The organism is Gimesia sp. (assembly GCF_040219335.1).
Lineage (GTDB): Bacteria > Planctomycetota > Planctomycetia > Planctomycetales > Planctomycetaceae > Gimesia.
On the sequence record NZ_JAVJSQ010000034.1, the window covers coordinates 37682 to 52025 of the forward strand.

The following is a 14344-nucleotide window of genomic DNA, read 5'->3' on the forward strand; positions in this document are numbered from 1 at the left end:
GAATCGACTTCGTCCGTTTTTTAAATATCAGTGCACGCGCTGTCCGGGTACGGCGCCTTCATCGGGAGACAGCAGGAAGACGTCCTTTCCACCAGGCCCTGAGGCCAGCACCATTCCCTCACTGGTTCCGAACCGCATTTTACGCGGCTTCAGATTCGCACAGCAGATCACCAGCCGACCGATCAGATCTTCCGGCTCGTAGGCTGCTTTGATACCGGCAAATACATTCCGGCGTTCATCGCCACCCAGGCTGAGTGTCAGCTGCAGCAGCTTGTTCGCTTCGGGAACCGAGTTGGCTTCCACGATGCGAGCCACACGCAGGTCGACTTTCACGAAATCATCGATCGTACACTCTTCCGACATTGGTTCCGCTTCCAGGGCTTCCCCACTGTCGTTCCACTGCGAAGCCGCAGCTTCACTCTCGGCGGCTGCCGCATCTTCTTTTGCTTCTTCAGTCATAGCGTCTACCTGTTTTTCTTCAATTCGTTTAAACATATGCTGGAACTTACTGACAGAGGTCCCTGTCAGCGGCGTCTGAGCCTGGTCCCAGCTGGTAATGGGATCATTCAGTAATTCGCCCGTCTGACCGGACAAGCGGGGCAGTACGGGAGTCAGATACACCACAATCTGCCGGAACAGGTTCAGGGCAATTGTGCAGATGTCCTGCAGTTCCTGCTGACGATCTTCGTCTTTCCGCAGTTCCCATGGCTTCTGATCTTCAACGTATTTGTTCGCCCGGTCTGCCAGCGCGAGGATCTCTCTCATCGCACCGTTGTAATCGCAGTTCTCATAGGCTGTCGCGATGGCTTCGCTGCGACTGGCACCATATTCGAACAGCCCGCCGTCATCCGGGTAAGCAGAGGAGAGCCCCGTCTGGGCGACGAACTTCGCACTCCGGCTCGCCAGGTTGACGACCTTCCCGACCAGATCCGAATTCACTTTCTGTACGAATTCGTCGAGGTTCAGATCGAGATCATCCAGTCTCGCCCCCAGCTTCGATGCGTAATAGTAACGCAGGCAGGCAGGATCGAGGTGGTTCAGATACGTGGCGGCTTTGACGAAGGTCCCCTTGGATTTGGACATTTTCTCGCCATCCACCGTCAGGAACCCATGAATGTGAACTTTCTCGGGCAGATTGAAACCCGATGTCTTGAGCATGGCCGGCCAGAAGAGTGTATGGAAGTAGGTGATATCTTTGCCGATGAAGTGGTGCACTTCGGTTTCCGGATTTTTCCACCACTTGTCGAAGTCTTCGTTATTGTTCTCACACCATTCGAGTGTGGAGGCGATGTAACCGATGGGCGCGTCGAACCAGACGTACCAGTAGTTGCCCGGGCTGTCCGGAATTTCAAAACCGAAATAAGGGGCAGGGCGGGAGATATCCCAGTCCCGCAGGGGGTCACCCAGGAAATGACCTTTGAGATAATTGGCCACCTCAGACTGGAGATGATCGCCTGACTGTGTCCATTCATCAAGGAAGCCGTGCAGGTCCTCAATGCGGACGAACAGATGGCTGGCGGTCCGCAGTTCCGGTGTCGTGTTCGACAGCGTGCTGACCGGATCGATCAGATCGGCGGGTGTGTAGGTGCTGCCGCACTTGTCACAGTTATCGCCGTACTGGTCGGTCGCCTTACACTTGGGACAGGTTCCCTTCACAAAGCGGTCAGCCAGGAATGTATTCTCCTGCACGTCGAACAGCTGCGTGACTTCCTTTTCGTGAACCAGTCCCGCTTCGCGCAATGACGACCAGATCTGATGACAGACCTTGCGGTTCTGTTCGCTGTTCGTGCTGCCGTAATTATCGAACTCAATATTGAAACCAGTGAAGTCGGCAATATGTTTCTCGCGGACATCTGCAATCAATGCTTCTTCCGAGCGACCTTCCTGGCGGGCGCGAATCATAATTGCGGTGCCATGCGTATCATCGGCGCAGAAGAATCGACATTCGTGGCCGCGCAGCTTCTGAAACCGCACCCAGATATCGGTCTGGATGTATTCCACGAGGTGGCCAATATGAATGTCACCATTGGCGTAAGGCAGGGCCGCGGTGACCAGGATGCTACGTTGTGGCATAATATTCCCGACTGAGGTTAATGGAAATCAGACAAAATTCACTTACTGTAATCAGAACAGACACCTGATCCCTCCCGGGGTTCAGCTGAAACAGCAGCGCATCACCCGAAAACGTGGAATTCTGTACCGGCAGAGGGCCTGTTCTCTCAGAGGGCGTCGATTGTACGGCGCCGGGCACAATCCCGCAATCCACTCATTTTGAGCCTGCTACACACGGTTTAGAACGTCGAACCGGTCATCAGCAGGGGACCATTCGAAGAACAGAGGACCCGCACCAGGTCCAGCTGGCTGACGATCCCGATCTGCACATTATCTTTATAGATTGCACCAAAAGCGGAGGAGGAATTTCGCATCACATACAGTGCCTCAAGCATGCTGTAATCGATCTGAAGTCGAGGCATATTATAGACGGCGGGAATAATCGGCGAGGGCGATGTGATCAGATCCACCAGCTTGATATAAGAGGTCCACTCGCTCTGATGCGCGGCGCGAATCGGAATGAAGGAAATCTGGTTCTGCTGTGCCATCTGAATAATGTCTGCGGTATCGGTGCTCCGGGTGACTCCCTTTATCTCTGCCTGGGGAATCATGACCTTCCGCACCGACTGGGCCGCGGTATTGAACATACCCCGCACCAGCTGCTTCTGTGCATTACCTAAGATCCCCTCGAGGTGCCCCTCTTCCAGCACCTTCACCAGCCGCTTTCGTCCCAGCACCAGCTGAGCGGGTTTGTTACGATCCGGTGAGAACTGTTCCAGCAGCCGGGTGATCGCCACCAGGGGAACACTCACGAGCCAGAATGCACGATAAAAGAATTCGAACCAGCGGCAGTAGCGTCTGAGCAGCATGGTCGGGGCCCGGTAATACAAGTTCTTAGGCACCAGCTCTCCGAAAATGAAGATGAGCGGCGTAAAGAGAATCGTCGTCACAATCTCCGCCCTGCCGCTGGACTCCTGAAAGACCGCAGCAATGCCCATCGAGATCGCAATCGTCACGAGGTCATTCGCCAGGTTATTGCCAATGAGTGTCGTCGCGACAAAGTAGCTGGGGTTCTGAGCGAACCAGCAGAGCCGCTGGGCAATCGGATCACCTTCGTTGGCATCGATATTCAGACGCAGGAAACTGACGCGGTAGAAGCCGGTCTCGGATCCACTGAACAGGGCTGACAGGCGGAGGCCGATCGCAAACAATGCCAACGCGCCGAGAATAGGAAGCCAGTTCAACTTAGGTATCAACCTTAACTCAAAACAGAAACGACGTACTCCCCCTGGAGACATCATAAAACCGAATTCTCTTGAAACACGTCTCATCTTGCAAGAGGTGCCATGAATTCCTCACTGAAAATCAACCACTATTTTCCGGCGGACCCACGCCGATGACTTACATTTTCCTAATCTATGACCTATGTTTTAGTAACAACACGATTGCCCAGTCTGCTCATTTTGACAGAGTAGCACAGTGGCGGGCCGGACAGCATGCTTTCTCGATGTTCCCAACGGGGCGGTGTTACCTAAGTCGCTTGGAATCAGGAATTTAAGCACGTTCACTTCAGATAAGTAAGATCCGATGAAAGTTCAGCAATTTTTAGATCACCACGGGATCAAGGAAAATCCCTTCGGTCAGGAAGACGCCCAGAGCGATCACGTTTTCAAGGAATTCTGTCTGAACGGCACTCACCACCCGGTCTGGGATAAAATATTTTCCAATCCCGCCAACCCTTCGACTTCGGTTGTGTTCGGCGAAAAGGGAGCAGGAAAAACCGCCATCCGGATGCAGATGATCGAACAGCTGCAGAAACACAATGCCCAGCATCCGGAAAACCGCGTCTTCGTCATTGAGTACGATGACTTCAATCCGTTTCTGGACTGCTTTCGCGAACGGTACTCGGGCCGCAATCGCCGCCCCGAACGACTGCTCTCCCACTGGCGACTCTGGGACCACATGGATGCCATCCTCTCACTGGGGGTGACCCAGTTGATCGGCGAAATGATCGAGCCCGACAATACGGAAGAGAATAACATCCGCTCGGTGACCAAGGCCCAGGTCAACAGCCTGACCCATCTGGAAAAACGGGACCTGCTGCTGCTGGCCGCCTTTTATGATCACAGTCTGGATATGCCGGCCGTCCAGCGCTGGAACCGACTCCGCAAACGTTTGAAATTCAGTTGCTGGAAAACCGAATGGGAACGTGGCCTCGGCTTCCTGGTGACCATCGTGACGGTCGCCCTGGTCTTCTACCTCGGCAACTGGAAGGACTTCCAGAAGTGGTGGATCTGGCTGATCATGTTTGCCGGCTGGACTCCCTGGCTCTGGAAACAGCTCACACTGATGTGGAAAGCGTGGCGGGTTTCACGCGAGGTGCGGGTCTTCGATCACCTGTCGAACGCCCTGCGTAAAATCCTCTCGCGCATCGAACGCAGAGAACTCGCCGGTCAACCGATTCCCTGCCGGGACCGCAGCGATGACCGCTACGAACTGCTCACCAAGTTTCAGACGATCCTCAAAAAAATGGGCTTCGAAAATATCGTAATCCTGGTGGACCGGGTCGACGAACCTCACCTGGTCAACGGCTCTGCAGAACGCATGCGGGATCTGCTCTGGCCGATGTTCGATAACAAACTGCTCAAACATCCGGGAGTCGCCTTCAAACTGCTACTCCCCTCAGACGTGGTCTACTACCTGCAGCGTGAAGAGAAAGAATTCTACGAACGCTCGCGACTGGACAAGCAGAACCTGATCACATCACTGGACTGGACCGGAGAATCGCTGTACGACGTCGCCAGCGACCGCGTGCGGGCCTGCACGACGGATCATGGAGCAAATATCTCCATCCGTGACCTGTTTGATGAATCCATTTCAGAACAGGAACTGATCGGACAGTTCGCCCAGTTGCGGGTTCCCCGGCACCTGTTTAAGTTCCTGTATCGACTGCTCGTCGATCACTGCAATCGCTATACGGTTGATAATCCCAGCTGGAAAATCAACCGGGAAACGCTGCATAAAGTGATGAGCCTCTTCCAAAGGGATCTGGATGCCTTCGATCGAGGCATGGGAACAGGTTGAAAATGGTCACTCCTTCCGGTAGTTTTAAGGAGTGATCTTACCCTGCAACAGGCCCTCCGGAACCACCCCCATGCAAACCAACCTCAATCGACGTGAAATGCTGGCTGCCACAGGCGGTCTGCTGGCCGCTGGTCTTTCCTCCGCACCCGCCCTGGCAGGCAACACGGGACGCCAGCGATCCGCGGCTGAACCGTTCGCCTACTGCTTTAATACCAGCACCGTCCGCGGTCAGAAACTGGGGATCGTCGAACAGATCAACCTTACTTCCAGTGCCGGCTACGATGCCATCGAGCCCTGGCTGCGGGATATCGATCAGTATGTAAAAGAAGGGGGTTCACTCAAGGATCTCTGCAAACGGATTGAAGATGCCGGCCTGACGGTCGAGAGCGCGATCGGCTTCGCCCAGTGGATCGTCGATGATGACGCGCAACGCAAAGCGGGTCTCGAACAGGCCAAACGGGATATGGACACACTCCAGCAGATCGGCGGCATCCGCATGGCGGCCCCGCCTGTCGGCGCCACCAAACAATCGGATCTGGACCTGTTCGCCGCTGCCAAACGGTATCGTGCACTGCTTGAACTGGGCGATCAGATGCAGGTCGTTCCGCAGGTCGAGGTCTGGGGCTTCTCCGAGTCTCTCTCGCGACTGGGGGAATCGATGTTTGTCGCCATTGAAAGCGGCCACCCCAAGGCCTGTCTGCTCCCGGACGTGTATCACATCTATAAAGGGGGCTCCGATTTCGCCGGACTGGGGCTGCTCAGCGGCTCGGCCATTCAGGTCTTCCATGTGAATGACTACCCCGCCGATCCCCCGCGCGAAACCATCAACGACGCACACCGCGTTTATCCCGGCGATGGTGTGGCACCACTGACCGACATCTTCCGCATGATTTACCGGGCCGGCTTCCGGGGTGTGCTCTCGCTGGAACTGTTTAACCGCGAGTACTGGGAACAGGACCCGCTGGAAGTCGCGAAAACCGGCCTGCGGAAAACAAGGGAAGCCGTTCTCAAGGCGCAACTCGACCAGCTCCCGAAAGCAGAATAAGACGTGAAGCAGATCGCACTCCTGTTTGAGTTCGGTTCTCTGAACGGAGGCGAACATTCCATGCTGGCCATGCTTCAACAGTTGCATGGCCGGTCATTCGAATTCACCGCCTTCTGCCTCGCCGACAGTCCCCTGCAGCACCGCCTGACATCGCTCGACATCCCCTGCCATCCGGTTCAGTTTCACGACGAACAGGGTCTGAGACTGCCGCGGGAAGCGGTGCTGGAACAGTTACTCCCCGTCCTGCAGGCGCAGCACTTCGATCTGCTGCACGCCAACAGCCTGTCCATGGCGCGACTGACCGGCGCCTTCGCCGAACAGTTGCCGGTTCCCTGCTCGGGGCATTTGCGGGACATCATCAAACTAAGTCGCGCTGCCATCCGGGATCTCAACCGGAACCGCAGACTGTTCGCGGTCTCCCACGCCACCCGTGATTTCCATATCAAGCGGGGCCTGAATGCGGAGACTGTCAACGTCTGCTATAACGGCGTCGACACCGAACGGTTTCAACCCCGTCCTGCCACGGGCGCACTGAAACAGGAACTGGGGCTCCCGGCCGACACGCGTCTCTGCCTGACCATCGGTCAGATCGGCCTGCGCAAGGGACAGGACGTTCTGGCAGAGGCGGCCCGACTGCTGTCAGAGCAGGGGGATCAGCAGACCCATTTTGTCCTGGTCGGAGAACGGCATTCACAGAAACAGGAAAGCATCGATTTCGACCGTGCCCTGGATACTACATTTGCACAACCTGGTCTGGCAGGGCGTCTGCACCGACTGGGTTACCGTGATGACATCCCGTTTCTGATGAATGAAGTTGACCTGCTGGTTCATCCGGCCAAGCAGGAACCACTGGGACGCGTCCTGCTGGAAGCGATCGCCAGCGGTCTGCCTCTGGTTGCAACCAACGTGGGGGGGACTTGTGAAATAGTCGACCACGAACGCTCTGCACTGCTGGTACCTCCCGGCAAGGCAAAGACACTTGCCGCAGCGATCCAGCGTTTACTGCACGACCAGAGTCTGAGTCAAAGCATCGCACAGCACGCGCGACAGCGGGCAGAAGAATGCTTTACCAGCGAACGGGCCAGCCGCAACATGGTGGCCTGCTGGCAGGAACTCTGTGACTGATTGCTCGGGCGTTTAGCTGCCCTGACGGGGATGAAACTCTTCCCAGCGTTTCCAGGCGTAGTCCCATTCCATCCAGAGCCGCAATACGGACCAGAGTGCCCGCAGTCTTCCCAGCTGTGCGGGGGGAATTTTCGACTGGGCAGCCATCGCATCCTGAGTCACTTCTGTCAGTCCCCACAGTGCAGCCAGTTCACGACAAAGGTTATCAGCCGTAAGATCAATTTCCGCATCTTCGGCGACGAAGCCTGCAGCGTCGGCCATCACAAACAGTTCGAACAGCTGACCGCGATACGGATCCAGTTCCAGTGGCTTGGTGGCTGCTTCGGCTTCACCAACGACATTAGCAACGCGGCGGACAATATCATCCGCCAGGTCATGTGAGGCGGAAGAAACGTGGTTCAAAGAATCGCGGGACATGGGACGAAGTTCACTCTCTGAAACAGAACAGCTCGAAGCATAGATAAAACAAAAACACATCCTGACCGGTTGAGTCAGGATGTGTTTAGAGAATATCGAATTGCTGCTGCTTCGGCAACCGCCGACGCGTCCTCGAGGAACTCTGTTTCAGCTTACGGCAGGATAAAGATCAGACCGGTTGCTGTAAGTCCCTCTGTGATGGCGGCTTTGGTATTCCAGGGAACACCGTTGATCCGTTTGGGAGTATTCGGCTCGCCCGGTCGATAGAATCCCAGGGGATACATACGCTTGCGAAGCGGGTCGATGCTCATCTGGTAAGGTAACGCGATCAGCTGACCGGTAAACCGTCCCATGGAAACAAAGGGCTGCACGAGATCGCGACGGGAAAGACCGTAACGTTCCAGGTTGGGATCCTCGAAGTACAAAGGATTGTAGTTTACGTTCGAAGCTTCCCAGGTGTAGATACTTTCAGAGAAGTTCCGTCCCGGATAAGGAGCATTGCTCAGTTTGAATTCCCGCGGGCACTCCAGAATCGCGCCCCCTTCTTCATCCGGGGCTTTACAAGGTTTGCCATCGGGGCGGGGACACAGGTTCCGGCATGGTTCGTTCTTGGCGATCTTCGGATCGGGTTCGTAGTCGAAGAACGGCTTGATGTTGGAGATGCGTTTCAACAGGTGCGGTGTTTCGTCTTCCAGATCTTCCGGTGCGGCAGGCAATCCATCCACATTGGGAATGTCATCGCCCAGCCCGTCGTAGCTCTTCTGGGTCATGATAAAATTACCGCTGTCGTCATCCGCTTCCGGAAAGACAGGTACCATCTGCTTCGATGGTGTGGCAGCCGGAGCGGGTGTCACACTTTTGTATTGTACATTCTGAGCCTGGGACGCTGAGGGGTTCTCTTCCAGGCCAATGGTTTTAAACGGCTCGACTGCAGGTGCCGGGCTGACAGGGGTACTGGGACCGGCAGACGCAAAGGGATTTACTCCCGTGGGAGCAGCCTGGACCGCGGCAGGCGCGGGGGCGACAGGCATGTCATCCGGGATCGGACGGAAGGCCGGCGTCTGTTCCAATTCGTCGTTTTTGCTCTGCTTACGCTGTTCGCGGCGTTCTTTGCGTTCCTGCTTTTTCAGCTCGCGTTTATTTTCGCGCGACAGGGACTCCCAGCGCTGCTCCGGAGAACGGCTTTTCAGCTCTTCCCACGTGCTGGCAGGCACAGGATTCTGTCCGAGGAAGGGGTCCTGCTCTGCGGACGCTTCCTCGACCATCGTAAATGGCGAGAGCCCCAGAACCAGGGCCAGGCTCAGCAGATATCGCTTACCCGAACTATTCCATGGGTGAATGTTCGGCTGTGTAATTCGGTGCTTCCTGAGTGACTGCAATATCATGCGGATGGTTCTCCCTGACCGTTGCGGCTGAAACCTGAATGAATTTGGCTTCGGTTCGCATTTCCGCGACAGAATGGACTCCTAAATAACCCATACCAGCCCGTAGTCCACCTACAAGTTGATAGAGCAGATTCTGCAGCGGACCTTTGTAAGGTACGCGTCCCTCTACTCCCTCTGGTACCAGTTTCTTGGCGGAATCCTTTCCGTCTTGTGTAACTGAACTTTGACGGTAGCGTTCGCTACTGCCTTTGACCATTGCTCCCATCGATCCCATCCCACGGTAACGCTTGAAACTGCGTCCCTGGTAAAGAATCAATTCACCCGGACTTTCGTCCAGACCGGCGAGCAAACCTCCTAACATCACCGTATGAGCGCCGGCTGCCAGAGCTTTGGCAATGTCACCACTGTAACGAATTCCCCCATCGGCGATGACCGGAATACCTGTTCCTTCCAGTGCCTTGGCAGCATTGGAAATCGCAGTTAACTGCGGCACACCGACGCCTGAGATAATTCGCGTTGTACAGATTGAGCCAGGACCGATGCCGACCTTAACCGCGTCCGCTCCCGCATCCGCCAGGTCTCGGGCACCCTGTTCAGTCGCCACATTACCGGCAACCACATCGATGTCCCATCGTTTTTTGATTTCTCTCACGGTCTGGACCACATTGCCGGAATGGCCATGGGCACTGTCAACAACCAGAAGATCCACCCCTTTTTCAATCAGTAAAGCGGCACGATCATAATCTCGGACACCCACCGCAGCTCCAACTCGCAGCCGCCCCCGTGAATCTTTGGAGGCCAGCGGGAACTGCATCGTCTTGTCGATGTCTTTGATCGTAATCAGCCCCTTCAGTTGATAATTTTCGTCAACCAGCAGAAGTTTCTCGACCTTATTTTCCAATAATATCCGCTGAGCCACTTCAAGCGTTGTATCTTCCGCAGCCGTCACAAGTTTTTCTTTCGTCATGACTTCAGATATCTGGGTGTCGGGAGAATCGAGAAACCGCAGGTCACGGCTCGTCAAAATCCCCACAAGCCTCCCATTTTGTGTCACGGGGACCCCGCCGATGTTTCTCCGCTTCATGATTTCGGCAGCTTCTGCCACTGTAACCTCGGGAGGCAGTGTGACCGGGTCCACAATCACACCGTGTTCGCTCCGTTTTACCAGGTCCACCTGCATTGCCTGCTGTTCCGCTGTCATGTTTTTGTGGATGACCCCGATGCCCCCCTCCTGGGCCATGCCGATCGCCATATCGCTCTCAGTCACGGTGTCCATGGGGCTGCTGATAATCGGAACATTGAGAGGGATATTTCGAGTAAGCTGGCTGGCAACACTGACTTCCGAAGGCATGACTTCGCTGTAAGCTGGTTGCAGCAGAACATCGTCGAAAGTAATTCCCTGACAGATAATGCGGTCTTGCATTGGGCCTCTCCTTACGAGTCTCTTTAATGTATTTTCTGTTTCGTGTTCGAAATCGATGATTTATTTTTTTGAAACATTGTAGGCAAAATACCCGCCGACGGGGCAATCTGTTTCAAATGTTTGCGTTTCGTGTGATCTGTTCCTGGAATGCGTTCCCCAGTTCGATCATCTCGGGCACCGTCAATTCCTCAGCCCGGGTTTTCTCCCGATCGTAACCGTGTGCCTCCAGAAGTGAGTCTACTTCCGTTTTACTCAACTGCTTGCTGTACATTCCCACCAACGTGCTCCGCATCAGTTTCCGACGATGCTGGAAGACTCGTCGCAGGAAATCCTGAAAGAAGACCCGGTCCCCGATCTTCTGTTTCAGGGGCGGATTCGGCGTCAGCTGGACAATCGCCGAATCAACCTTGGGTCGAGGCCAGAAAACGGTGGGCCCCACTTTTTTGAGCAGCTTGACGAAGCACTGCGACTGCAACCAGACCGACAGCGCCCCGTAATTCGAAGTCGCAGGCTTACACGACATTTTTAAACCCAGCTCGTACTGAATCGTAACCACCATCCGGTTCCAGGGCAGATCCGAGGCAACCAGATTCGAAATAATGGGCGTCGCCACGTTGTAAGGCAGGTTGGCCACCAGCTTCAGGTGACTGCCCGGGTTCGCTTTGAGCTGCTGGTCAACCTCTTCCAGCACGATGGGGTTGAGCCGGTTTTTGTTCTTGAGCGCGTCGCAGTTCAGCAGGGTGATGTTGTCGTACTTCTGCGTAGCCTCGCTGGCCAGGGTGTACATGTTACGATCGTACTCGACCGAGATCACATGCCGGGCTTTCTGAGCCATGAACGTGGTCATGCCCCCGGTTCCGGTTCCTACTTCCAGCACTATGTCGGTGGGTTTAATGTGTCCCTGTTCAACGACGTACTCGATGATATTCAGATCGATCAGAAAGTTCTGGCCCAGATCAGAGCGCGGGTTAAAGCCATGCCGCTCAAAGAGCTGCATTAAATAAGATCGAGTCTGCCTTTCATCTTCTTTCATTGATACCATCAAGTGTTAAGGGAACCAGCTTTGACACGTACTTCCCGAGAATATCGGTTTCAATATTCACAATACTGCCCACCTGCTTCTGACCCAGCGTCGTCACTTCCAGTGTGTGTGGAATCAGCGCGATACTGAAGGAGGATGCTTCGCAGCCCACTATGGTCAGGCTGATGCCATCCACGGTGACCGATCCCTTGGGGACCATCTGCAAAGCCAGTGCTTCCGGAACTTCGAACCACATCGTGATCCATTCGCCGTCCCGGTCGATCGATTTGATCGACCCCACGCCGTCCACATGCCCTTGAACGAAGTGACCACCCAGCCGTCCGTTTGCTGCCAGCGGGCGTTCCAGATTCACGACATCGCCCACGGTTAACAGCCCCAGGTTGGTCTTCGCCAGGGTTTCCGCGCCCGCCTGGAACTTCAGAGAGTTCGCGGCGATCTCCACCACCGTCAGGCAGCAGCCATTGATGGCCACACTATCACCGATCTGGGCCTCATGTAAAATGAGTTCCGGAATCTTCAGCGTCAAATCGATGGAGGAGCCGTTCTTTTCGAGAAGTTGAACGGTACCCTGCCCCTCGACCAGTCCCGTAAACATCGGCGACAGTACCTTCGGCGTTCTAAAAACAGGGGAATTAAACGAATCAGTTTCTCAAATTTCTCTGGATTTGTATAGTCGTCCAGAGATAACTTCTTCCCAAAAAGCACGAATTGGGGACGAAAACGCGAAATAACAGAACAGGACCGGGACCGCCAGCTCCTGCACCAGAAAGATCAGGGCCAGAGAAAATACGAGCTGAATCACATGCCGGCGGCTCCGCTGACCAGTGAACAACTGGTTAAACACATGCGGATAATGCACGCGCGAGACCATCAGTGCAGCGACCGCCAGTGTGATCAGCGGCAAGGCCCAGCCGATGCCGGTAATTAACCAATCTGCCAGGGACTGCATCGATCCATTTTTCGTCTCTGCCAGCTTGTAAAGGCCGCGCATCGCGATCGGAAAGGACGCCACCACGCCTGCAGCGGCAGGAGAAGGGAGACCACTGAACCCTTCGTGCGAATCATCTTCATCTGTTTCCACATTAAAGCGTGCCAGCCTTAAAATGGTACAGACCGCAAACAGCAGCGCGATCACCCATAACAGACGCGGATGATAGATCTGGGTACGAAACTGAATCATCTGCAGCATCAGAAACGCCGGGGCCACTCCGAAGCTGATCGCATCGCACAGGCTGTCGAGCTGCGCACCGAATTCCGTGGTCTGATTCGTCCAGCGGGCGGCACTGCCATCCAGGGCGTCGAACAGCATCGCTACAAAGATCAGCACCGCAGCGATAAACAGGTGTTGATTTTCAAAAGAGTTATAGACCCCTGGTGCAGTTCCCAGCATGCGGGTCAGACCACCACTGGTCACGTGCCCCATATATTCCGGTCCGACCTTGGCTGCATAGGTAATCGCGCCAAAACCACAGGCGGCATTACCCAGCGTCAACAACGTCGGTAGAACGGCAATCAGTTTACGCTTCTTCATTGGAGGCCTCAGTGGGGGACTCTGCATATTTCGCCAGAATAGTCGAACCAGCTTTCAACTTGTCACCCGGCTTCGCCAGGATTTCCAGTCCTTCTTCCTGGGGGAACACAAGCACGGTCCGGGAACCCAGCTTAATCATACCAAACTGCGCCCCCTTGGTTAATTCATCGCCCGGTTTCAAGCGACAGACAATCCGCCGCGCAATTGCACCGGTAATCTGCTGTACCAGCATCGGTCGGCTGGTCGGCTCGGGCATCTGCAGATAGACTTCCAGTCGCTCGTTTAACCGCGTGGACTCCGGTCGCAGCGCGTTCAGACATTTCCCGGGTCGATACGCAAGTTTGATAATCTTACCGGCAACCGGCATCCGGTTGATATGGACATTGAAAATCGACAGGAAAATGCCAATCTCGATCGCCGGACCGCCGATATATTCGTGATGCGCAATCTCTTCAATCGTATCGAAGGTCCCGTCCGCAGGAGAAACAATCACACCCTCACCCGCAGGGATTGTCCGCTGGGGGTTCCGGAAGAACCAGACAATCTCCATCCCGAACAACACCAGCGTAAGCACCAGCAACCAGCCGATGTAGCTGAGCACACCGGTCACCACGCCGGATAAAATCACGCCGGAGAGCAGGGCGGCACCGCCGAAAAACAGGGTTGAGAGAACGAACAGTTCGGCCAGCCCTTCACGGGCAAAGGGGAGTCGGCTGCGATACGCAAAGGGATCGTCGGCTTCCTCCCAGTAGTAGCCTCCCTGGTTCTCATGATATTTGAGGTCGCGGGGATCGAGCACATCATGCGGACAGGGATTGAAGTCCCCCTTCCGTGTGCTCTCCATTTTTTTCACGTAACGGGGGCGAAACGTCTTCAACCAGAATCGCCGCCAGCGGCCCCAGAGCATTTCCAGGTTGATAATAATTCCCCCACCCGGCTGAATGGTCGTCAGTTGCGGATCCATGGGCTGGACTTCCCGTCGGGAATAAGGTTGTCCGGTGGGAGGTGGATTAACGTCTGATGAAGTTGAACTCATAAGGTCTTGAATTTCGGTGGTTGCGTGCTGCTGATCATTTCGGGAACGGTTTCAGAGACCGGACTGGTCCCTGCTCAAGAACGTCCCAGTTTAACAGGATCCCGGCTGGCTGACGAGATACGCCCTCGTTCATCACTATTTTTAATCTGTTTTCTTCACGGGCAACGGGTCGAATCGAAAAAATCCGTGCAGCGTCTCTGTTTT

12 protein-coding genes are annotated in these 14344 nt (G+C 55.1%); 3 read left to right on the top strand and 9 right to left on the bottom strand.

The annotated features are described in order from the left end of the window. Positions 1 to 27: 27 nt before the first annotated feature. Both metG and RID21_RS27510 read right to left on the bottom strand, forming a co-directional pair. Positions 28 to 2073, bottom strand: coding sequence for a methionine--tRNA ligase (gene metG / locus RID21_RS27505; protein ID WP_350194557.1), 2046 nt, complete (start codon positions 2071 to 2073; stop codon positions 28 to 30). Positions 2074 to 2291: 218 nt separating this feature from the next. Then, on the bottom strand, positions 2292 to 3296 hold the full coding sequence (locus RID21_RS27510; protein ID WP_350194559.1) for a CNNM domain-containing protein: 1005 nt from the start codon (positions 3294 to 3296) through the stop codon (positions 2292 to 2294). 343 nt (positions 3297 to 3639) lie between these two features. On the opposite strand from RID21_RS27510, the gene RID21_RS27515 reads away from it, so the two are divergent. The 3 genes from RID21_RS27515 (at position 3640) to RID21_RS27525 (ending at position 7306) form a co-directional block, all read left to right on the top strand. Then, positions 3640 to 5136, top strand: coding sequence for a hypothetical protein (locus RID21_RS27515; protein WP_350194561.1), 1497 nt, complete (start codon positions 3640 to 3642; stop codon positions 5134 to 5136). A 70-nt stretch (positions 5137 to 5206) separates the two neighbouring features. After that, entirely contained in the window at positions 5207 to 6181 is a 975-nt protein-coding gene (locus RID21_RS27520; RefSeq protein WP_350194563.1) for a sugar phosphate isomerase/epimerase family protein, read from the top strand. A gap of 3 nt (positions 6182 to 6184) precedes the next feature. After that, entirely contained in the window at positions 6185 to 7306 is a 1122-nt protein-coding gene (locus RID21_RS27525; RefSeq protein ID WP_350194565.1) for a glycosyltransferase family 4 protein, read from the top strand. 12 nt (positions 7307 to 7318) lie between these two features. Here RID21_RS27525 and RID21_RS27530 read toward each other — a convergent pair whose 3' ends face one another. The 7 genes from RID21_RS27530 to RID21_RS27560 all read right to left on the bottom strand — a co-directional run bounded on the left by RID21_RS27530 (position 7319) and on the right by RID21_RS27560 (position 14140). Continuing rightward, positions 7319 to 7723, bottom strand: a complete 405-nt coding sequence (locus RID21_RS27530) for a hypothetical protein (RefSeq protein WP_350194567.1) — start codon at positions 7721 to 7723, stop codon at positions 7319 to 7321. A gap of 152 nt (positions 7724 to 7875) precedes the next feature. Continuing rightward, positions 7876 to 9108 (bottom strand): hypothetical protein, encoded by a 1233-nt coding sequence (locus RID21_RS27535; protein ID WP_350194569.1) that lies wholly within the window; start codon positions 9106 to 9108, stop codon positions 7876 to 7878. Beyond that, entirely contained in the window at positions 9047 to 10531 is a 1485-nt protein-coding gene (guaB, locus tag RID21_RS27540; protein WP_350194571.1) for an IMP dehydrogenase, read from the bottom strand. Before guaB ends, RID21_RS27535 begins: the two co-directional genes overlap by 62 nt. A 112-nt stretch (positions 10532 to 10643) precedes the next feature. Then, a complete protein-coding gene (rsmA, locus tag RID21_RS27545; protein ID WP_350194573.1) occupies positions 10644 to 11528 on the bottom strand; it encodes a 16S rRNA (adenine(1518)-N(6)/adenine(1519)-N(6))-dimethyltransferase RsmA in 885 nt (294 codons plus the stop codon). 22 nt (positions 11529 to 11550) lie between these two features. Next, positions 11551 to 12168: a riboflavin synthase gene (locus RID21_RS27550; protein ID WP_350194575.1), complete on the bottom strand. Its 618-nt coding sequence runs from the start codon at positions 12166 to 12168 to the stop codon at positions 11551 to 11553. Positions 12169 to 12222: 54 nt separating this feature from the next. Then, positions 12223 to 13104, bottom strand: coding sequence for a CDP-diacylglycerol--serine O-phosphatidyltransferase (pssA, locus tag RID21_RS27555; RefSeq protein ID WP_350194577.1), 882 nt, complete (start codon positions 13102 to 13104; stop codon positions 12223 to 12225). Continuing rightward, the gene (locus tag RID21_RS27560) at positions 13091 to 14140 is read right to left on the bottom strand and encodes a phosphatidylserine decarboxylase (protein WP_350194579.1); all 1050 of its coding nucleotides are present in this window, start codon (positions 14138 to 14140) and stop codon (positions 13091 to 13093) included. The genes pssA and RID21_RS27560 overlap by 14 nt, the downstream gene beginning before the upstream one ends. Between the last annotated feature and the right edge of the window lie 204 nt (positions 14141 to 14344).